Origin of the sequence: Antarctobacter sp., assembly GCF_048262615.1 — a bacterium.
Classification (GTDB): Bacteria; Pseudomonadota; Alphaproteobacteria; order Rhodobacterales; family Rhodobacteraceae; genus Antarctobacter.
Genome location: NZ_JBLXFB010000006.1, coordinates 124164 through 143651 on the forward strand (window position 1 = coordinate 124164; position 19488 = coordinate 143651).

The 19488-nt window shown below is 64.9% G+C and carries 14 protein-coding genes; 10 read left to right on the top strand and 4 right to left on the bottom strand.

Features of this window, described 5'->3' with window-relative positions; translation table 11 throughout:
• Positions 1-101: 101 nt before the first annotated feature.
• From ACN0S5_RS08825 to ACN0S5_RS08850, 6 genes are all read left to right on the top strand, one after another.
• Positions 102-5528 carry an alpha-2-macroglobulin family protein gene (locus ACN0S5_RS08825; protein WP_417207808.1) on the top strand — a complete coding sequence of 1809 codons (5427 nt, stop codon included), beginning with the start codon at positions 102-104 and terminating at the stop codon, positions 5526-5528.
• Positions 5525-6079 carry a putative glycolipid-binding domain-containing protein gene (locus ACN0S5_RS08830; RefSeq protein ID WP_417207809.1) on the top strand — a complete coding sequence of 185 codons (555 nt, stop codon included), beginning with the start codon at positions 5525-5527 and terminating at the stop codon, positions 6077-6079. The genes ACN0S5_RS08825 and ACN0S5_RS08830 overlap by 4 nt, the downstream gene beginning before the upstream one ends.
• Positions 6076-8097: a penicillin-binding protein 1C gene (gene pbpC, locus ACN0S5_RS08835; protein ID WP_417207810.1), complete on the top strand. Its 2022-nt coding sequence runs from the start codon at positions 6076-6078 to the stop codon at positions 8095-8097. Before ACN0S5_RS08830 ends, pbpC begins: the two co-directional genes overlap by 4 nt.
• 177 nt (positions 8098-8274) lie before the next feature.
• The gene (locus ACN0S5_RS08840; RefSeq protein ID WP_417207811.1) at positions 8275-9699 is read left to right on the top strand and encodes a hypothetical protein; all 1425 of its coding nucleotides are present in this window, start codon (positions 8275-8277) and stop codon (positions 9697-9699) included.
• 251 nt (positions 9700-9950) lie between these two features.
• On the top strand, positions 9951-11285 hold the full coding sequence (locus tag ACN0S5_RS08845; RefSeq protein WP_417207812.1) for a hypothetical protein: 1335 nt from the start codon (positions 9951-9953) through the stop codon (positions 11283-11285).
• Positions 11286-11362: 77 nt separating this feature from the next.
• Positions 11363-12010: a M15 family metallopeptidase gene (locus ACN0S5_RS08850; RefSeq protein ID WP_417207813.1), complete on the top strand. Its 648-nt coding sequence runs from the start codon at positions 11363-11365 to the stop codon at positions 12008-12010.
• 23 nt (positions 12011-12033) lie between these two features.
• Here ACN0S5_RS08850 and idi read toward each other — a convergent pair whose 3' ends face one another.
• A complete protein-coding gene (gene idi / locus ACN0S5_RS08855) occupies positions 12034-12564 on the bottom strand; it encodes an isopentenyl-diphosphate Delta-isomerase (protein WP_417207814.1) in 531 nt (176 codons plus the stop codon).
• Between the two features lie 175 nt (positions 12565-12739).
• On the opposite strand from idi, the gene hemA reads away from it, so the two are divergent.
• Positions 12740-13954, top strand: a complete 1215-nt coding sequence (gene hemA / locus ACN0S5_RS08860; protein ID WP_417207815.1) for a 5-aminolevulinate synthase — start codon at positions 12740-12742, stop codon at positions 13952-13954.
• A gap of 57 nt (positions 13955-14011) precedes the next feature.
• Here hemA and ACN0S5_RS08865 read toward each other — a convergent pair whose 3' ends face one another.
• Positions 14012-15190 (bottom strand): acetyl-CoA C-acyltransferase family protein, encoded by a 1179-nt coding sequence (locus tag ACN0S5_RS08865; RefSeq protein ID WP_417207816.1) that lies wholly within the window; start codon positions 15188-15190, stop codon positions 14012-14014.
• 135 nt (positions 15191-15325) lie between these two features.
• Between ACN0S5_RS08865 and ACN0S5_RS08870 the strand changes: the two genes are divergently transcribed.
• Positions 15326-15634, top strand: coding sequence for an EthD family reductase (locus ACN0S5_RS08870; protein WP_417207818.1), 309 nt, complete (start codon positions 15326-15328; stop codon positions 15632-15634).
• A gap of 42 nt (positions 15635-15676) precedes the next feature.
• Positions 15677-16669 (top strand): PLP-dependent cysteine synthase family protein, encoded by a 993-nt coding sequence (locus ACN0S5_RS08875; protein ID WP_417207819.1) that lies wholly within the window; start codon positions 15677-15679, stop codon positions 16667-16669.
• A gap of 48 nt (positions 16670-16717) precedes the next feature.
• Here ACN0S5_RS08875 and ACN0S5_RS08880 read toward each other — a convergent pair whose 3' ends face one another.
• The gene (locus ACN0S5_RS08880) at positions 16718-18085 is read right to left on the bottom strand and encodes a mechanosensitive ion channel family protein (protein ID WP_417207820.1); all 1368 of its coding nucleotides are present in this window, start codon (positions 18083-18085) and stop codon (positions 16718-16720) included.
• Positions 18086-18144: 59 nt separating this feature from the next.
• A complete protein-coding gene (locus ACN0S5_RS08885; protein ID WP_417207821.1) occupies positions 18145-18267 on the bottom strand; it encodes a hypothetical protein in 123 nt (40 codons plus the stop codon).
• Between the two features lie 289 nt (positions 18268-18556).
• Between ACN0S5_RS08885 and ACN0S5_RS08890 the strand changes: the two genes are divergently transcribed.
• Positions 18557-19477, top strand: a complete 921-nt coding sequence (locus ACN0S5_RS08890) for a Hint domain-containing protein (protein ID WP_417207822.1) — start codon at positions 18557-18559, stop codon at positions 19475-19477.
• The last annotated feature ends 11 nt before the right edge of the window (positions 19478-19488 follow it).

The following is a 19488-nucleotide window of genomic DNA, read 5'->3' on the forward strand; positions in this document are numbered from 1 at the left end:
GACAAACGTGTCGGGGTCAGGATTCCCTGACCCTGTCGAATCCTTGTCTTGCCGTGGTCCGCGTGGCACCATGGGAAGCATTGTTCTGAAAGGAGCTTTTTATGCGTCGCTTTGTTCTGGCCGCCTTCGCGGCCGTGGTCGGCCTGTCATCGGTTCAAGCACAGGAGGCCATGCCGGACCGGCGATTCGTGGTCACACGGGATATCGATTATGTCGGGACAGATTTGCAAAATCTGTTCGACACGACGCTGGATGCCTGCCAGCGCACCTGTCTGGACACAACCGGATGCATCGCTTTCACGTTCAATGCCCGGACCAATGCCTGTTTCCCCAAGTCAGAGGTCATCGACCGCGCCGCCTATGAGGGGGCCACATCGGGCCGCGTGGTCGTAACCCCGGCCGATGCGCTTGCGCTGGCCGCAACCCGCCGTGACGATCTGGGTTTCCTGCGCGACAACGACATCACCCACGCCCGCGAAGAAGCGATGGATCTGGCCGTTCGCCACGGCGGCGGACAGTGGACGGTCACGGCGTTGCTGGATGCCGCGCAAGAGGCGCGTGACAACGGCGACCTGAGTGACGCAATCCACTGGACCGGGGCCGCGCTGGCGCAAAACGACGACCCGGCGCTTTGGCTGCAATACGGCCAGTGGTCGATGGACTATGCGGAGTCCGTGCAGGGGGCCGACAAGGACAAATACTACGGCCGCGCGTTGCTGGCCTCGATCAACGGATACTTGCGGGCTGCCGAGGACTCTCAGCGTGTCACCGCCCTGATCGACATGGCCCGCGCGCTGGAGGCCGAAGACCGTGGACGGTTCATGATCCCCGCGCTGCGTCTGGCCGAAACGCTGGACGACCGCCCGGTCGTGACCGAGATGCTGGACGATGCCATCGGCAAATACGGCTTTCGCGTGGACGATCACATCGTCGAGGCCGACACCGCTACGCCGCGCATCTGCGCCAGTTTCAACGAACCGCTGGTCCGCTCGGGGCAGGACTATGCGCCTTATGTCAAGCTGCCCGATCCGCGCCTTGCGGTGGTGCAGGACGATCAGCGCATCTGCGTGACCGGGGTTGAGCACGGCTCGCGCTACACGATCACCTTTCGCTCTGGTCTGCCCGCCCAATCGGGTGAGGCGCTGATCCGCGACGTGCCGATCACCGCCTATGTGTCTGACCGCGCGCCGACGCTCAGCTTTCCGGGGCGCGCCTATGTGCTGCCGCGCACCGCCGACGCTGGCCTGCCGATTGAGACGGTCAATCTGGACGAGGTCGATCTGGTGCTGCGCCGCGTGTCCGACCGCAATCTGGTGCGTGCGATTCAGGACAACTATTTCGGTCGCCCGCTGGGACGCTACGATGAGGATTACTTTGCCCGCGACGTGGCCGAGGAAATCTGGCGCGGCACCGGCGCAGTCGAAAATCGCCTGAACGCCGACATGATGACCCGCTTGCCGATGGGTGACGTGCTGGGCGACCTGCCCGCCGGGATCTATGCGCTGACCGCCGCCGTGCCGGACCCGAAGCAGGGCAGTGAACGCCGCGCGACCCAGTGGTTTATCCTGTCCGACATTGGCCTGACCACCCTGCAAGGTACCGACGGGCTGACCGTCTTTGCCCGTGATCTGGGCGACGCAACGCCGATGGCCGGGCTGGAGGTGTCGCTGCTGGCAGAGGCCAACCGCGTTCTGGAAACCGTGAGCACCGACGCAACAGGTGTGGCGCGTTTCGCGCCGGGTCTGCTGCGCGGCGCGGACGGCAGCGCCCCCGCTTTGGTCATGGCCAAACGCGGCGATGCGGATCTTGCCTTTCTCTCGCTGACCGATCCGGCCTTTGATCTGGCCGACCGGGGCGTTGCGGGCCGTGCGCCCGCCGGGCCGCTGGATGCGTTTATCGCCACCGATCGCGGCGTCTATCGCGCTGGCGAAGTGATCAACGTCACCGCCCTGCTGCGCGATGCGCAGGCCGATGCGGTTGTGGACGTGCCTTTGACCGCCGTTTTGACCCGTCCTGACGGGGTGGAATACTCGCGCCACATCTCTGAGGGCGGCGACTCTGGCGGGCATGTCTATACCCTGCCGCTGGGACCGACCGTGCCACGGGGCACATGGCGTCTGGCGGTCTATGCTGATCCCAAGGGAGAGGCGCTGACCTCCGAGACGCTGCTGGTCGAGGATTTTGTGCCAGAGCGGATCGACTATGACCTCAGCCTGCCGGATGGCCCGATCAACCCGCTGTCGCCGCCGCTGCTGGGGGTCGATGCACGTTACCTGTTCGGCGCGCCGGGGGCGGATCTGGATATCGAGGGCGAATTGCGGCTGGCCACGCGGACCCGGCTGGACACCTTCCCCGGCTATCGCTTTGGCCGCCACGACGATGACGCCATCACCCGGATCGAAAGCTTTGACGCTGACCTGACCACGGACACCACGGGTGCCGCGCAACTGGCTCTGCCGATGCCGGATATCGACCCGCAGGGCCGTCCGATGATCGCCACCGCCGTGCTGCGCCTGTCCGAGGCCTCGGGCCGTCCGGTTGAACGCACCATCTCACGTCCCGTGGCCCCTCCGACGCCGATGATCGGCATCAGGCCCGCCGCAGAGGAGTTCGCCGAAGGGGCAGAGGCGCGGTTCAGCGTGATCGCCGTCGGCCCGGACCTGCGCGCGCAGGACATGGATGTGACGTGGCAGGTCAACCGCGTGCGCACCCGCTATCAGTGGTATCAGGACTACGGCAGCTGGTACTGGGAGCCGGTGACCACCCGTGAGACTGTCGCACGTGGCGAAGGAACGCTGGGCGCGGACCCGCTGCAAATTGCGGCTGAGGTCGACTGGGGCCAGTTCGAGGTTGTGGTCGAGCGTAAAGACGGTGCCTATCTGGCCGCCTCGATGAGCTTTTCGGCAGGCTGGTACGCGCCTGCGGATGCCGCCGACGCGCCCGATATGCTGGAACTCTCGCTGGACAAGCCGGCCTATACGCAGGGGGAGACCGCGACCCTGCGCATGGTCCCGCGTTACGCGGGCAAGGCGCTGGTGACGGTACTGGCCGACCGCGTGATTTCCATGCAGGCGGTTGAGGTCACCGAGGGTGAGAACACCCTGACCCTGCCAGTGACAGAGGATTGGGGCGCGGGTGTCTATGTCACAGCACAGGTGATCCGTCCGATGGATGTGACGGCGGGCCAAAACCCGGCGCGCGCGCTGGGCCTGACCCATGCCGCCGTCGATCCCGGTGATGCACATCTGAACGTCGCCTTTGACGTGCCAGAGGAAAGCGCCCCGCGCGGACCGCTGACCGCCAAGGTGAAAATCGACAACGTGATGCCGGGCGAAAACGCCTATGTCACCGTCGCCGCCGTGGACCTTGGCATCCTGAACCTGACGGCGTTTGAGACGCCGGACCCGGCGGGCTACTACTTTGGTCAACGCCGTCTGGGCGTCGAGATCCGTGACATCTATGGCCGTCTGATCGACGGGATGAACGGCGCGATGGGAACGGTCCGGTCGGGTGGTGACGCCGCAGCAGGCATGCGCCTGCAAAGCCCGCCTCCGACAGAGGCAACCGTCGCCTTCTTCTCGGGCCTTCTTCCCGTGGCGGAGGATGGCAGCGTCGAGGTCTCTTTTGACATTCCCGACTTCAACGGCACCGTGCGGTTGATGGCTGTGGCGTGGTCGCCCTCTGGCGTCGGCGCGGCAGAAGCGGATGTTCTGGTGCGCGACCCTGTGGTGACCTCGGCCTCATTGCCGAGGTTCCTGTCACCGGGGGACGAAAGCCGCCTGCTGCTGGAACTGACCCACGCCAAAGGCGCGACCGGTGAGATGCCGCTGGAGATCACAGCCGAGGGTGTGACGCTGGACAAAAGCGCGCTGCCTGCTGCCGTGACATTGGGGGAGGGCGAAAAGCTGGCGCTGGACTTGCCGCTGACGGCCGCCGCCATTGGCGACCACAAGATCGAAATCGCCGTGACCACGCCGGACGGTCTGCGCCTGACCAAGGAATTGACCCTTGGCGTGCGCTCAAACGATCCGGACGTGGGCACCACCCGCCGGTTCCAACTGGCCGCCGGGCAGACGTTCACACTGGACGCAGAGGTTTTTGCCGATCTACGGGTCGAAAGCGCCTCTGCCATGATGTCCGCCGGTCCGCTGGCGCGGTTCGATGTGCCGGGTCTGCTGGCCTCGCTGGATCGCTATCCCTATGGCTGTACCGAGCAGGTGACCTCCAAGGCGCTGCCGCTGCTGTACATGTCGGCAATTGCCGAGCCGCTGGGCCTTGGCAACAAGGACCGGATCGACCTGCGTATCGAACAATCCATCGCGCAGGTGTTGACGCGGCAGGCCAACAACGGGGCCTTTGGCCTCTGGGGGGCGTGGTCGGGGGATTTCTGGCTGGACGCCTATGTCACCGACTTCCTCAGCCGCGCCAAGGCTGCGGGATACGACGTGCCCGACATCGCGTGGCAGAACGCGCTGGACAACCTCAGGAACCGCATCGCCTATGCGCCGGACTTCGACAAAGGGGGCGAGGATATCGCCTATGCGCTGATGGTTCTGGCGCGTGAGGGCGAGGCCGCCATGGGCGATCTGCGCTATTACGCCGACGAAAAGGCGGATGGTTTCGCCACGCCGCTTGCCCAGGCCCAGCTTGCCGCCGCTTTGGCCAGCTACGGTGATCAGCCGCGCGCCGATGCGATGTTCGGGCGAGCCGCCGCGCGCCTGTCGGCGACACCGGTCTCGACCAAACAGGACTACCGCGCCGACTATGGCAGCACGGTCCGGGACGCGGCGGGCCTGCTGGCACTGGCGGTAGAGGCCCGCTCGGACAGGTTTGACCGCAATGCGGTTGTCCGCCGCATCTCGGACGTGAACCGCCCACTGTCGACGCAGGAACAGGCGTGGTCGCTGCTGGCCGCGCACGCGATGGTTCAGGACCCGACGGTTTCGGGCCTTGCGCTGAACGGCGAGGCACTGAAAGGCCCCTTCGTGCGCCGGATCGAGGCTGCGGGTCTGGAGCCGGTGACGCTGAAGAACACCTCTGACACACCCACCGACGTCACGCTGACCACGCTGGGCAAGCCGCTGGGGGCGACAGAGGCGGGGGGATATGGTTATGCGCTGACGCGCGAATACTTCACCCTTGATGGCGATCCGATCACTGAAATCCACGCGGGTGACCGCATGGTCGCGGTCCTGACGATCAAACCTGCCGAAAAGACCGCCGCGCGGTTGATCCTTGATGATGCGCTGCCTGCGGGGTTCGAGATCGACAACCCCAGCCTGCTGCGGTCGGGTGACATTCGGGCGCTTGACTGGTTGAAGCTGGCGGACGCGGAACATGCCGAGTTCCGCACAGACCGCTTTCTGGCCGCGGTCAACCAGCAGAACGACAAGCCACTTGTGCTGGCCTATATCCTGCGCGCGGTGTCGCCCGGCAGTTTCCATCACCCGGCGGCCCTGGTCGAGGATATGTACCGGCCTGAATATCGCGCCACGACCGCCTCTGACCGGGTAACGATCCTGCCATGAGCGGCGAGACGGTTGCGACAATCCACTGGCGCGCGCTTGACCGCGATGGCGAGGACAAGTGCCGCCTTGCCCGTCTCGATCAGGGTTGGATGCTGGTGGGCCACGCGCGGTTCCGCGATGGCAATGGATGGGCCGCGCTGGACTACGTGATCCGCGTGGATGCGGACTGGCGTACCACCAGCGCCGATGTCACCGGCGAACACGGCGGTGACACAGTGGCCATGCGGCTGGTGCGCGGGCCGGATGGCTGGATCGTCAACGATGAGGCGCGCCCGGACCTGAGTGGGGCCGAAGATGTGGACCTTGCCTTTACCCCGGCCACCAACCTGATGCCGCTCAATCGTCTGCCAGAGGTCGGGCGTCTGGAAACCACATCCGCCTGGGTGCGGTTTCCGGGGCCGATGGTGTCGCAGCTCACGCAGAGCTACACGCGAGAGCGTGGCGGCATGGTGCGGTATTCCGCCGAGGAAACCGGGTTTGAGACACACCTGACCGTTGACGGGCATGGCTTTGTCGCCACCTATCCCGGCCTTTGGGAGGCCGGGTCGTGAAACGGCTGCTCGTACTGGTGGTTGCCCTTTGGGCCTCCGCCTTTGCGCGCGACCGGTTCGACACCTTTATCGACGACACCACCCTGCCGGTGCTTGTGCACGCCACCTCACCCGAGGTGCGCGACCGCAACGGTGAGCTGCTGCGCGCCTACACCATCGAGAACGGCCTTTGGCGGATGGAGGTTTCCCCCGATCAGGTCGATCCGCTCTTTTTCAAGATGCTCGTCGCCTATGAGGACAAGCGGTTTTACAGTCACAACGGCGTTGACCTGCGCGCCACCGCCCGCGCCGCCGGGCAGGCGCTGCGCAATGGCCATATCGTCTCGGGCGCCTCGACCCTGACCATGCAGGTGGCGCGCCTGCTGGAGGATGGCACCACCGGTCAATGGCGCGGAAAGCTGCGTCAGATGCGCTTGGCGCTGGCGCTGGAACGGCAGTTGACCAAGGATGAGATCCTTGGGCTGTATCTGCGGCTGGCCCCATATGGCGGCAACGTCGAAGGGCTGCGCGCGGCCTCCTTGATCTGGCTGGGCAAAGAGCCGACCCGCCTGACGCCTGCCGACGCGGCGTTGCTGGTCGCCTTGCCGCAGGCCCCCGAAAGCCGCCGCCCCGACCGTTACCCCGATGCCGCCCGGAATGCCCGCAACCGGGTGTTGATGCGGATGGCGAATGCCGGGGTCATCCCGATGGCGGCCGCGCAGTCCGACCGGCTGGACCCGGCGCCGCTGGGCCGCAAACAGATGCCACATTTCGCGCCGCACATGGCGGACCGCGCCATCGCGGCGGGCCCCGGTCGGCACGACCTGACGCTGGACCGCGCGACGCAGGCGAGCCTTGAGGATCTGGCCCGCCGTTACATGTCTGGTCGCGACGATCACCTGTCGGTCGCGCTGATCCTCGCCGACCATCAGACAGGTGATATCCTAGCCTCGGTCGGGTCCAAGGATTACACCGACATGATCGGGCAGGGCTTTGTCGACATGACGCAGGCCCAGCGTTCTCCGGGGTCGACGCTCAAGCCGCTGGTCTACGGGTTGGCCTTTGACCGGGGTCTGGCGCATCCCGAAACCCTGATCCTCGACACGCCGGTGCAGTTCGGCAGCTATGCGCCGCAGAACTTTGACGGGGTGTTTCGTGGTGAATTGCCGGTGCGGCGGGCGCTGCAACTGTCACTCAATATCCCGGTGATCCGCCTGACAGAGGCGCTGGGTCCGGCGCATCTGATGGCCGCACTGGAGCGCGCGGGGGTCGAGCCGGGACTGCAAGGCGGCGCACCCGGTCTGGCGCTGGCGCTGGGCGGGGTCGGCGTGACGCTTGAGGAAATGGTGCAGCTTTACGCGGCGCTGGCGCGTGGCGGAGAGGCGCTGCCGCTGCGCTGGCGGGCCGATCAGGACCGGGGCGACATCGTCCCGCGCCGCATTCTCAGCCCGGCGAGCGCGTGGCAGGTCGGCAACATCCTTGCCGATGTCGCGCCGCCTGCCTCTGCCGGGCCGCCGGGGCGCGTGGCCTACAAGACCGGCACCTCGTACGGGCATCGCGACGCATGGGCGCTGGGCTGGACCGGGCGGCACGTGGCGGGCGTCTGGATCGGGCGGCCCGATGGCACGCCAGTGCCCGGTGCCTTTGGCGGCGGGCTGGCGGCGCCCTTGTTGTTCGAGGTGCTGGGCCGGGCTGAGGCGCGGCTGGAGCCGCTGGCCCCGCCGCCGCCCGAGACCCTGCTGGTCAGTCGCGCGCAATTGCCCGAACCGCTGCAACGGTTCGGCCCGCGCGAGGAGGTGCCCGCGCTGCAACTGACCTTTCCTCCCGATGGCGCGCTATTGGCGGCGACGGGGGGCGGGGTGCCGGTCAAGCTGCGCGGCGGTCGCCCGCCTTATACCTTGCTGGCGGATGGGGCCGTTCTTGCCACCGGGTTGCGGCGGCCCGAGTTTCTGGCCCCGGTGCTTGGCCCCGGTTTCACGACGCTGTCGGTGATCGATGCGCAGGGGGCCTCTGGGCGGGTGTCGATCGAATTGCGGTAGGGCGAGAGGCAGGGCACCAACGCCCGGTCCCTGCGGAGGATTGAAAACCGTAACGGACCGGCGTGGTGCGCCATTTCGGCAATCCGCCGCCGGTGCAATCACGGGCGCATTTCCCCGGCCACAATGTGCTTGGCCCGTGTTAGAATCACCCCGAGGTTCGAGCAGACGGAGACGAATATGACGCAGGGGCTGTGGCGGCTGGCGATGGCCGTCGTCCTTGGCGGAGCGGCAGGCGCGGTTCACGCGGCGGATATCGCGCTGTCGGACGGTCAGGACATGGGGTGCCAGTTGCGCATCGACGGACCCATTGTCCCCGGCGATGCGGACCGCCTTGATGGCGCGTTGCGCGACCTGCCATTCCCCGATGGCACAACCCCCGTCGGGCAGCGCATTTGCCTGAACAGTTCCGGCGGATCGCTGGTCGAGGCGGTGCGCATGGGCGATCTGATCGCCGAACGCTTTATGGGGACCGCCGTGCCCGAAGCGGCGACCTGCGAAAGCGCCTGCGCGCTGGTCTTTCTGGGTGGGCGGTTCGCGCACCCAGAGGCGGATGGCAATTTCATCCCCGACCGGGTGCTGCATCCGCGCGGGACTTTGGGCTTTCACGCGCCGGCCCTGGTGGTCGAGGACCGCGCCTATGGCCGGGATGAGATCAACCGCGCCTATTCCGTGGCGCTGGGCAGCATGGGAGAGATCCTGCGCCTGCGGTCCGACCACGCGGCAGAGATCCCGGATTCGCTGTTTTTGACCATCCTCAACACGCCCGCCAGCGACATGACCTATGTCGAGACGGTAGAGCAGGCCGCGCGCTGGCAGATCGAGGTGGCGCCGGTGGCCCTGACGGCTGCGGATATCTCATCGGCGCTGCGTCATGCCTGTCTGAACGCCGATGGCGGGATGCTGGATCAGCGCCCCTCGGACAGCTATCTGTACGGCTCGGCCAATTTGCCCTTTACCTATGCCAACCTTGGGGCCGACCACGCGCAGGTCACGTCGCGCGGGGGATTCCGGGCCGAAGATGTGGCCAGTTGCGACATGACCCTGCGGGCCGATGGCGATCCGCTGGACAGGATCGGCTACGTCACCATCGACGGCGGCGGTGCGAACCAGAACACACGGCGCGAGGTGTACCCCTATATGTTCCATGACCCGCGTCTGCCGTTGTCGGCCCTGCCGGTGGCGCGCAGTGCGGCAGAGACCGGCGAGCAGATCTTTTTCGCGGCCATTCAGGCAGCGGCGCGCGAGGAACTGTCAGAGGTCGAGATCCGGTCCTGCTGGCTGCTGTCGCCCGAGGCGCGGATCGTGAACGTGAACGACTACGTCAATCTGCGGGGCGGGCCGGGGTTTGAGGCCGAGGTGCTGCGCAAGGTGCCTTTGGGGGAAAAGGTGCGGGTGATCGCAACGCAGGATTTGCGCACCCCCGGAACCGGGGACCGGGTCCGAAGCTGCCTGAAGGCCTGCAATGATCTGGCGGTGGACAGTTCCGATATTGACCTACGCGCGCAGGTCGACCGCTGCATCGCCGGGAATGTCTTTTGGTACGAAATCCGCGACGGGTCGGGCACCGCAGGTTATGTCAGCCGCAAATTCCTGAGCGATTGACACGCGCACCCGTCCCGGACCGGAGCCGGGACCTCTGCCTGCTCAGCGAGCGTTGGTGACAAGGTTCCACACGCTGCAATCCCGCCTTCGCGCCCAGCCCGGTGCGTGCTAGCCTTGCGCGGACATTTCCCAGCACGAGACCCGATATGCATATGATATTCAGATCCCTCTGCGCGGCGTTCGCCTGCGTTCTTTTCCTCATACCGCAGCCGTCAGCCGCCGCCACAATCACCCTTGGCGGATCGCAGGAGATGGGTTGCCGCATCTCAATTGACGGCCAGATCGGCAAAGGCGACGCCGAAACGCTGCGGGCGGTCTTTGAAGAGATCGGCTATCCCACGGAATACACCCCGGTCGGGCGGCGCATCTGCCTGAACTCGGCGGGTGGATCGCTGCTCGAAGGGTTGGCGATGGCCGATTTGATCGCCGAGTGGAACTATGGCACGGCGGTTCCTGACGGCGCGTCCTGTGAAAGCGCCTGTTCGATCGTGTTTCTTGCCGGGCGTTTCAACAACCCCGAGGCTGGCGGCGCGTTTAGCGTCGACCGGGTCATGCATCCGCGCGCCCGCGTCGGATTTCACGCGCCCTCTTTGCTGCTGGGGGAACGGTCCTATTCCCGGCAGGAGGTGGACAAGGCCTATGCCATCGCATTGGACAGCATGGCCGGCATCCTTCGCCATCGCGCCGAAAGCCTGACCTCTATTCCGGACTCGCTGTTTCTGGACCTGCTGGGCACCCCGCCCTTCGAGATGACCTATGTCGAAACCGTGGGACAGGCGGCGCGGTGGCAGATTGCCGTGGTGCCGGTCGCCTTGCCCTCTGGCGGGGTTCCGGAGGCCCTGAGCCACGCATGCTGGCATGCCGATTCCGGTCTGCTCGACTATTCCCTGACCGAATACGGCAGCCCCAGTGTTCTGGAGTTCAGTTTTGAGGAACTGACCGACGAGGCGCTTCGCGCGTCAAGCTCACGCGAGTTCCGGTATGAGGGGTCCGCACAGTGCGAACTGGGGATTTTCGCCAGCGGCGGTTTCAACGACTACAGCGCGGTCAATTACGTGGGCGTGGCGCAATACACCGGCGGGGCGACGGATCAGGACGTTTCCGGCACCGTCTATGCCTACATGCTGTATCCGCCGGAACAGCGCATCGACACCCTGCCGATCCTCCGGCCCGGTGAAGACCTGCGGGCGAGCGGGTTCTTTCGTGCCGCGCGCGGCGCGCCCGGCGGCGATGCCCCGACCGGCGGGCTGACCTCTTGCCGCCTGACGCAGACCAACGCGCAGGTCATCAACGTCAATGAGTTTGTGAACCTGCGCGCGGCTCCGGGCCTGCGCGCGCCCATCGTCGGCCAGTTGCGGCTGGCCGAACGGGTGCAGGTGCCGGATATTGGTTTGCTGCTGCCCGTGCGCGGCGCGCCGCGCGGCCCCACCTGTGTCAGTATTTGTGATGGACTGTCGCGCAGCCCGTCCGACGTGGGTCTGAAGGACAGCGCCGAAGGCTGTATCGCAGAGAATATGCTGTGGTATCAGGTCATCAGTTCCTCCGGCGTCACCGGCTATGTCAGCCGGTATTTCCTGACCGACTGACGTCAGGAAAGCCACACTTGCGATCTGCGGCGCGCCGGGGTTTTCTGTCCCAAAGTCCGCGTTGCAGGAGCAGGACCATGTGGAAATACGTGATGGCGGGATGTCTGGGCGTTGTGTCGGCCGGGTCAATGGCGCTGGCGCAAGAGCGCGGCAGCGCCCAGCCGATCCCGGACGACACATGGGCGGCCATGCAGGGGGTCAGCTGGCACAGCGGATTGCCCTGTCCGGCGCGCGCGGACTTGCGGCTGTTGACCGTGCCCTATGTCGACTTCAAGGGCCGTACGCAGTCGGGCCAGTTGATCGTCGCGGCAGATGTGGCACAGGAAATGCTGGATATCTTTGCTGACATTCACGCGGCGGGCTATCCGATCCAGAGCATGAAACTGGTACATCACTTTCGCGGCGATGACGGGTTTTCCATGGCCGCCAACAACACCAGCGCCTTTAACTGTCGTGTCGTGGCGGGCACCTCGCGCCTGTCACAACACGCGCTTGGGCGGGCCATCGACATCAACCCAGTGCAAAACCCCTATGTGAACGGTGGGCGCACCTCGCCCTCTGCCGGGGTCGATTTTGATGAGCGGTCCGAACGCCGGGCGGAAACCGGCGGCGTGATCGTGGCGGGCGATGCGGTGGTGACGGCCTTCAAGAAACGTGGCTGGGGCTGGGGCGGCGACTGGACCTCGATGAAGGATTACCAGCACTTTTCGGCCAACGGGAACTGACGCTTGGCACAGGTCGGTTTGCGCTAGGGCCTATCCGGTGCGCCAAAAACAAGGTCGGCGTGTTGGGCGAGGTAGATCCGCAGCCACGGCGTGAACCGCTCGGGGGTTTCGCAGACGTCTTTGGCCAGTTGAATCCGGTCCACCCAGCGCGTGTCCATGACCTCTTCCGGGTTCGGGTCCAGCGTCATCTGCGGCGTCGCCTCGGCGCGGAATATCTCGACCACCTCGTGTTCGATCAAACCGCCGCCGACTTCGGCGCGGTACTCGATCTGACCCATGTGGCGGGGGGTGACGCCGGTGATCCCCAACTCATCGTCCAGGCGCCGCAATGCGCAGGTATCGGCACGCTCATCCCAATAGGGATGCGTGCAACAGGTGTTCGCCCACAGACCGGGCGTGTGGTATTTGCCCAAGGCCCGCCGCTGAATCAGCACCTCATCCCCGCGTGTCACAAAGACGGACACGGCCTTGTGCCGCAACCCGCGCTGATGCGCGGCCAGCTTGTCGACGGGTTGCAGGGTGCCATCCACCCAAGCGGGGATCATGATCGTCATCGTAAATTCGGGCCTTCGGGGCGTTTCAGGGTCCGGGGTATATAGGGTTTTGCTGCGCGGGTTTGCACGCCGAAAGCGCAGTGGTGGAAAACCCGACTGTGTCGGAGCGCCTGCCGCCCGTAGCCTGAGAGGGATGCATTGACCCTGAATTGAGTGCGACACCGGAGTTAGCGACATGGATTTTGACGCCCTGTTCACCACGCAACTGGACACGTTGAAGTCCGAAGGCAATTACCGAGTCTTTGCGGAGCTTGAGCGCGATTGCGGGGCCTTCCCAAGCGCACGGAGCTTTGATTCCGACGCCCCGGACCGGGTCACGGTCTGGTGTTCGAACGACTACCTCGGGATGGGACAGCACCCGTTGGTCCGCGACCGGATGAAAGACGTGATCGACCAATGCGGCACCGGGGCGGGCGGCACGCGCAATATCTCTGGCACCAACAGCCACCATGTGGCGCTGGAGCGGGAACTGGCGGATCTGCACGGCAAGGAGGCGGCGCTGCTGTTCACCTCTGGCTATGTCTCCAATTGGGCGGCGCTGTCGACACTGGGCGCGCGGCTGCCCGACGCGGTGATCCTGTCCGATGAACTGAACCACGCCAGCATGATCGAGGGCATCCGCCAGTCGCGCGCCAAAAAGGTGATCTGGCGGCACAACGACCCTCAGGATCTGGATCGCAAGCTGGCGGCCCTGCCCGCCAATGCGCCCAAGATCGTGGCGTTTGAATCGGTCTACTCGATGGATGGCGACATCTGCCCGATGGCAGAGATTGTCGAGGTGGCAGAGAAACACGGCGCGATGACCTATCTGGATGAGGTCCACGCCGTTGGCCTGTACGGCCCGCGCGGTGGCGGTATTTCGGAACGTGAGGGGCTGGCAAGCCGGATCACGTTGATCGAGGGCACGCTGGGCAAGGCCTATGGCTGCATGGGCGGCTATGTCGCCGGCAGTCACGCGCTGTGCGATTTCATCCGCAGCTTTGCCAGCGGGTTTATCTTTACCACCGCCTTGCCGCCTGCGGTCGCGGCGGCGGCGCAGACCTCTGTCGCCTATCTGAAATCCTCAAACAGCGAGCGCCGGCAGCAGCGCCGTCAGGTCGCCCGCCTGCGCGCCGCGCTGGACCGGCGCGGTATTCCGCATCTGGACAACCCCAGCCACATCATTCCGGTGATGATCAAGGACCCGGTGAAATGCCGGATGCTGGCGGATATCCTGATGCGCGACTGGGGTATCTACGTGCAGCCAATCAACTATCCGACCGTGCCGAAGGGGACAGAGCGGCTGCGCTTTACCCCCGGACCGCTGCACACGGATGCGGATATTGACCACCTTGTCGAGGCGCTGACCGTGTTGTGGAAACAATGCGCCTTGGCGCATGAGGTGGCGTAGGGCGGGGTTTAGCCCGCCGTCTGGCCCGCCGCACGCGCAGCGGGCCAGGGCCATGTGTCAGAGACGCTCGATCGCCAGGGCGATGCCCTGACCGCCGCCGATGCACATGGTGATCAGCGCCTTGGAGCCGCCGATACGCTCCAGTTCATACATCGCCTTGACGGTGATGATCGCCCCGGTCGCGCCGACCGGGTGGCCCAGTGCGATGGCCCCGCCGTTCGGGTTCACCTTGGCCGCATCCAGCCCCAGCCCCTTGTTCACCGCCAGTGCCTGCGCGGCAAATGCCTCGTTCGATTCGATCACGTCGAAGTCGTCCACCGACAGGCCGGTGCGGGCCAGCAGGTTTTGCACCGCCGGGACCGGGCCGATGCCCATGACCTCGGGGCGGACACCGGCGTGTGCATAGCCCAGTACCCGCGCGCGGGGTTTCAGCCCGGCGGCCTCTGCCGCACTTGCCCGCGCCAGCACCAGCGCCGCCGCGCCATCGTTGATGCCGCTGGCGTTGCCCGCCGTGACGGTGCCGTCCTTCTTGAACACGGTGCGCAGACCGGCCAAAGCTTCGGCTGTTGTCGGCTTGGGGTGTTCATCGACGGCGAAATCCACCATGTCGCGTTTGCGGCGCACCTGCACCGGCACGATCTGTTCGGCAAAGCGGCCTTCTTCGATGGCGCGTGCGGCGCGGGTCTGGCTTTCCAGCGCAAAGGCGTCTTGGTCGGCGCGGCTAACGTCATGTTCGGCAGAGACATTTTCCGCCGTCACGCCCATGTGGCCGGTGCCAAACGGACAGTTCAGCGCGCCCAGCATCATGTCCAGCGTCTTGATATCCCCCATCTTGGCGCCCCAGCGCTGATCGGTGATCGCAAAGGGGGACCGCGACATCGCCTCGGCCCCACCGGCCAATGCGAAATCCGCGTCGCCCAGCATCAGCGACTGCACGGCAGAGACAATCGCCTGCGCGCCCGAGCCGCACAGCCGGTTGACGTTCATCGCGGGCACGCTGTCGGGCACGCCCGCCTGCATCGCGGCGACGCGGCTGAGGTACATGTCACGGGGTTCGGTGTTGATGACATGGCCAAAGACCACATGGCCGATCTGGCCACCCTCAACCCCGGCGCGCTCAAGCGCCGCCTTGGCCGCTGCGGTGCCCAGATCAATCGGGGGCGTGCCCGCAAGGCTGCCGCCAAAGGTGCCGATGGCCGTGCGGGCGCCGCTCAGGATGACGATATCGTCGCTCATGTCTGTTCCTCCTTGGGTTGGCGCGATCATGCGCCCGGCGCATGACTTTGTCAGCCCTCCGAGGGCGTTTGCAAATTGAGACGTAACGGCACGGGCTTTGTGGTAAAACGGTCCGGACCCAAGGGAGGAACCGTGATGTCCGCAAGTTTACAGGTGCTTTATCCGGCGACGGATGGCACTCATTTCGACTATGAGTATTACATCAACACACACCTCAAGATGGTCGGAGAGGTCTGGGGCCCGCACATGAAGTCGGCCTTGGCGACCAAGGGGCTGGCCGGTGGGCCGGACACGCCGCCGGGATTTCATGCCATCGCCACGCTGGTGTTCAAGGATGGCGATGCGATGCAAGAGGCGATGGGCAAGGCCGCGCCGCTGCTGGACGACATCCCCAAGTTCACCAACACCACGCCGCAGATGCTGGTCGGTGAGGTCATCGGCTGAGCGCCGCTTGACAGCGCGGGGCTGCCGCCGCAGCCTCGCGCCATGATCCTGCCTTCTGCCATCGATGCCATCGGCAACACCCCCCTTGTCGATCTGACCCGCGCCTGTGCCGCGCTGGGCGTTGAGGGGCGCATTCTTGCCAAGCTGGATTTCCTGTTGCCGGGGTTCTCGAAAAAGGACCGCGCGGCGAAGGCGATCATCGAGGCGGCGCATGTTGACGGCAGTTTGAAACCCGGCCAATCGGTGGTTGAACTGACGTCGGGCAATATGGGCACCGGGCTGGCCATCGTCTGCGGCATCCTTGGGCATCCCTTTATCGCGGTGATGAGCCGGGGCAATTCGGTCGAACGGGCGCGGATGATGGCGGCGCTGGGGGCCGAGGTGGTGCTGGTCGATCAGGCTCCGGGCGGAACGCCGGGACAAGTCTCAGGCGCGGACCTTGCGCTGGTTGAGGCAACGGCGCAGCGTCTCACCGCTGAGCGGGGGGCCTTTCGCGCCGATCAGTTCGGCCATCCGGGCAACCCTGCGGCACATGAAACCGGCACCGGGCCAGAGTTCTGGGACCAGTCTGGCGGCGCGATCCAGGTCTTTGCCGATTTCGTCGGGTCCGGCGGCACGCTGGCAGGCACGGCGCGGTTCCTGTCGCCCAAAGGTGTGGCCTGTTACGCGGTAGAGCCGCAGGGGGCAGAGGCGCTTTCGGGGGGCGATACCGCGCACCCCGACCATCCGATTCAAGGGGGCGGTTACGGGATGGCGGACCTTGACCATATGCGGAACGTGCCGCTTGCAGGCACAGTGACCGTGACCGGGCAAGAGGCGCGCGAACATGCCCGCCTGCTGGCGCGGACAGAGGGGTTGTTTGCGGGCTATTCCGCCGGGGCCAATCTGGCGGCGGCGGCGCAGCTATTGCGCGGGGCAGAGCGGGGCCGGACCGTGGGGATTGTTCTGTGTGACAGCGGGCTCAAGTACCTGTCGACCGACCTTTGGGCCGAAGCGGCAGGCGACCCAGACGGGCCGCCCGCGTCGGAGAGTTGAGAGAGTCGCTTCGTACCCCTGATTAAGCCTTGGAAGCTTGACGAAACCTTAATCGACGGGCGGCGCAGCGCCCTTTTCCGCGACACGCGATGACCCATCCTCGCCCAGCAAACGCACCTCGCGCTGTGGGAAGGGGACAGAGATGCCCTCGTCTCGAAATGCATCCCAAAGCGCCAGATAGACATTGCCCCGGATGTTGGTCAGCCCCTGTGTCGGGTCACGAATCCAGAAGCGCAGGATGTAGTCCACGGACGAGTCGCCGAAACCGACGATATGGCAGACCGGCGGGCGCAGGGTCAGCACCCGGTCCACGCGCTTGGCGGCCTCGATCGCGACCTTGCGCACAAGGTGCGGATCGTCGCCGTAGGCGGTGCCGAAAAAGATATCGAGACGGACAAAATCATTGGAGTGAGTCCAGTTCACCACCTGACCCGTGATCAGGTCTTCGTTCGGGATCAGGTATTCCTTGCCGTCGCGCGTGGTGATGCTGACGTAGCGCGCGCCCAGCGCGTTGATCCATCCGAATGTTTCGCCAAGGCTGATGACATCTCCGGGTTTGATTGACTTGTCGAGCAGGATGATGATCCCGCTCACAAGGTTGGAAACAACCTTTTGCAGGCCAAAGCCAAGGCCCACGCCAATCGCACCGGACAAAACGGCCAGCCCGGTCAGATCGACCCCGACAAGCCGCAGACCCAGAAAGAAGGCAGTGCCATACAGCATCACCTGAAGCACCTTGACCGCCAGCACCTGCATCGAGGGGCTGATATCCTCGTTCCGGCGAATGCTGGCGGTGCTGGCGGTGGTGAGGAAACGCGCCCCGGCGATCAGCACGGCCAACAGCGCAATCGCCTTGAACAGAAGCCATAGCGAGAACCGGCTGTCGCCGATGGAAAAGGCGATGCTTTCAAGGAGCGTTTGCGTCTGGGCCGTCAGATTCAGGATCGACAGAGTCACCCATGTCCATGCGCCATAGCGTACAAGTGCACGAAGCAGGGGATTGAGGATCAGGCGCGTCGCGAAGGCGATGAACAGCCACGCGGTGGCGAGGTCGGCGATGATACCCAACAGGTATGATCGCGACGGCCACGTCACCTCGCGCATGATGAAATAGGTTGTCCAGATCAGCGCGACAAAAACGATCATGCGCATGCGCCGGTGAACGATCAGCCCAATCCGCAAGCGCCACTTCGCCCAGCCATCGCGAGAGCGTAGCCACGCATCGAAACGCGGACGCAGAAATGTGGCCAGCAGCGTCGCCACCAGCAGCAAGGCAATCGCAATGCCGACCTGATAGGCCACCCACGGCCTCAGCAGCGACCCCGCAAAGGACTGCACCTGCACCAGAATGGCTTGAAAGATCGACACCAGAGCATCGAGCGAGAGGATATCTTCAGGCGGTGTGTCCGGGTTCATGCCATGGCCTTGGGAATTTTACCAAGACTTGCACCCCGATTGCCGTCGGGCAAGCCCGCTCAGGGCAGCAGCGTTTCGTTGATCGGCTGCACGTACCGAGGTTCCTCCGCGAACGCGACCATCGCCGCTGCGATCAGGACGGCGATCATAACGGAGTTGACGATGTTCAATGCGCTGCGCATCGGGGGCCTCATAGAAGTCTGATACCGGGTACGGGGCGGTCCGGGGGGCGGATCACAATTTTCGGATGTGTGTCGCGGTTTCTCCGGCGACCGACGGCAAGTGGTATACTTCGCGGGGGCGGGCAAGGGGGGCGCGTCAGTTTGTCCGTCATGCGGTCCGGCATCTTGGCGGCGTCCGGGCGGCAGGTCGTTGCGCAACCGACCTCTTGCTCTCTGTCCGTGATGCTGGCAGGCTGCCTTTATTGCGGTTATCTGCCCCGCCTCTACAAGCTTGGAAATGGATTTTTACATGGGTCAGTTCACTGTTCTGTCCGCCACCTATTACAATCAGTTCACTATCGGCGGCGTCCCGTCAGGGTGGAACAAGCAGGCCAATACAGGGTCTAACCCGGTCTACGGCTCTTCGATCTATGAAGAACAGGGCGGCCCGATCGACGAAGAGGTCGAACAGGGCGAAGTCATCAATCCCGACTATTCTCCGAATGATGCCACCTTCCTTGGCAAGGTGACCTTTGGTGGCCGCGACTTTTATTTCATTCAGGATGAGTTCGGCTATCTGCTTGGCTCGACAGAGGCGAACCTGCCTTATTCCGAGTTCCCCCCAAGCATTGATCCCAGCGATGTCATGGACGAGAACATGCCTGCCTGTTTCCTGGCAGGCACCGCGATCGGCACCCCGGATGGCCGGATCGCTGTAGAGGATCTTCGCATCGGATCGGAAATCCTGACAAGCGATGGGGCACGGGTGCAGGTGAAATGGATCGGGCGGCACAGGGTCTCCACGCGGTTCGGCCCCGCTGACCGCCTGATGCCAGTGCGCATTCGGGCCGGGGCGCTGGGCGCAGGCTGCCCTGAACGGGATCTGCTGCTGACGGCGGACCACGCCTTGCTGATCGACAGCGTGTTGATCAACGCCGGTGCGTTGGTGAACGGCGACGGAATTTCATGGGTGCCCTTGGCTGAACTGGGTGAGGGTTATACCGTTTATCATGTCGAAACCGAAGCTCATGATGTCATCCTCGCCGAAGGCGTCGCCGCGGAAAGTTTTGTCGATTATGCCGGGCGGCGTGCCTTCGACAATCACGATGAATACATCGCGCTTTACGGCGAGGACCGGACCATTCCGGAATTGACCTTGCCGCGCATTTCCTCTGCCCGGCATGTGCCTGTGGATCTTCGTCTGCGACTGGCCCGGAGCCGCGCGGCCTGAACCGGGACGCC

Bases quoted from the DNA above. Each gene is read 5' to 3' on its own strand.
- ACN0S5_RS08825 (WP_417207808.1), top strand. From the start codon at position 102: ATGCGTCGCTTTGTTCTGGCCGCCTTCGCGGCCGTGGTCGGCCTGTCA.
- ACN0S5_RS08830 (WP_417207809.1), top strand. From the start codon at position 5,525: ATGAGCGGCGAGACGGTTGCGACAATCCACTGGCGCGCGCTTGACCGC.
- ACN0S5_RS08840 (WP_417207811.1), top strand. From the start codon at position 8,275: ATGACGCAGGGGCTGTGGCGGCTGGCGATGGCCGTCGTCCTTGGCGGA.
- ACN0S5_RS08845 (WP_417207812.1), top strand. From the start codon at position 9,951: ATGGGTTGCCGCATCTCAATTGACGGCCAGATCGGCAAAGGCGACGCC.
- ACN0S5_RS08850 (WP_417207813.1), top strand. From the start codon at position 11,363: ATGTGGAAATACGTGATGGCGGGATGTCTGGGCGTTGTGTCGGCCGGG.
- idi (WP_417207814.1), bottom strand. From the start codon at position 12,564: ATGACGATCATGATCCCCGCTTGGGTGGATGGCACCCTGCAACCCGTC.
- hemA (WP_417207815.1), top strand. From the start codon at position 12,740: ATGGATTTTGACGCCCTGTTCACCACGCAACTGGACACGTTGAAGTCC.
- ACN0S5_RS08865 (WP_417207816.1), bottom strand. From the start codon at position 15,190: ATGAGCGACGATATCGTCATCCTGAGCGGCGCCCGCACGGCCATCGGC.
- ACN0S5_RS08870 (WP_417207818.1), top strand. From the start codon at position 15,326: ATGTCCGCAAGTTTACAGGTGCTTTATCCGGCGACGGATGGCACTCAT.
- ACN0S5_RS08875 (WP_417207819.1), top strand. From the start codon at position 15,677: ATGATCCTGCCTTCTGCCATCGATGCCATCGGCAACACCCCCCTTGTC.
- ACN0S5_RS08880 (WP_417207820.1), bottom strand. From the start codon at position 18,085: ATGAACCCGGACACACCGCCTGAAGATATCCTCTCGCTCGATGCTCTG.
- ACN0S5_RS08885 (WP_417207821.1), bottom strand. From the start codon at position 18,267: ATGCGCAGCGCATTGAACATCGTCAACTCCGTTATGATCGCCGTCCTG.
- ACN0S5_RS08890 (WP_417207822.1), top strand. From the start codon at position 18,557: ATGGGTCAGTTCACTGTTCTGTCCGCCACCTATTACAATCAGTTCACT.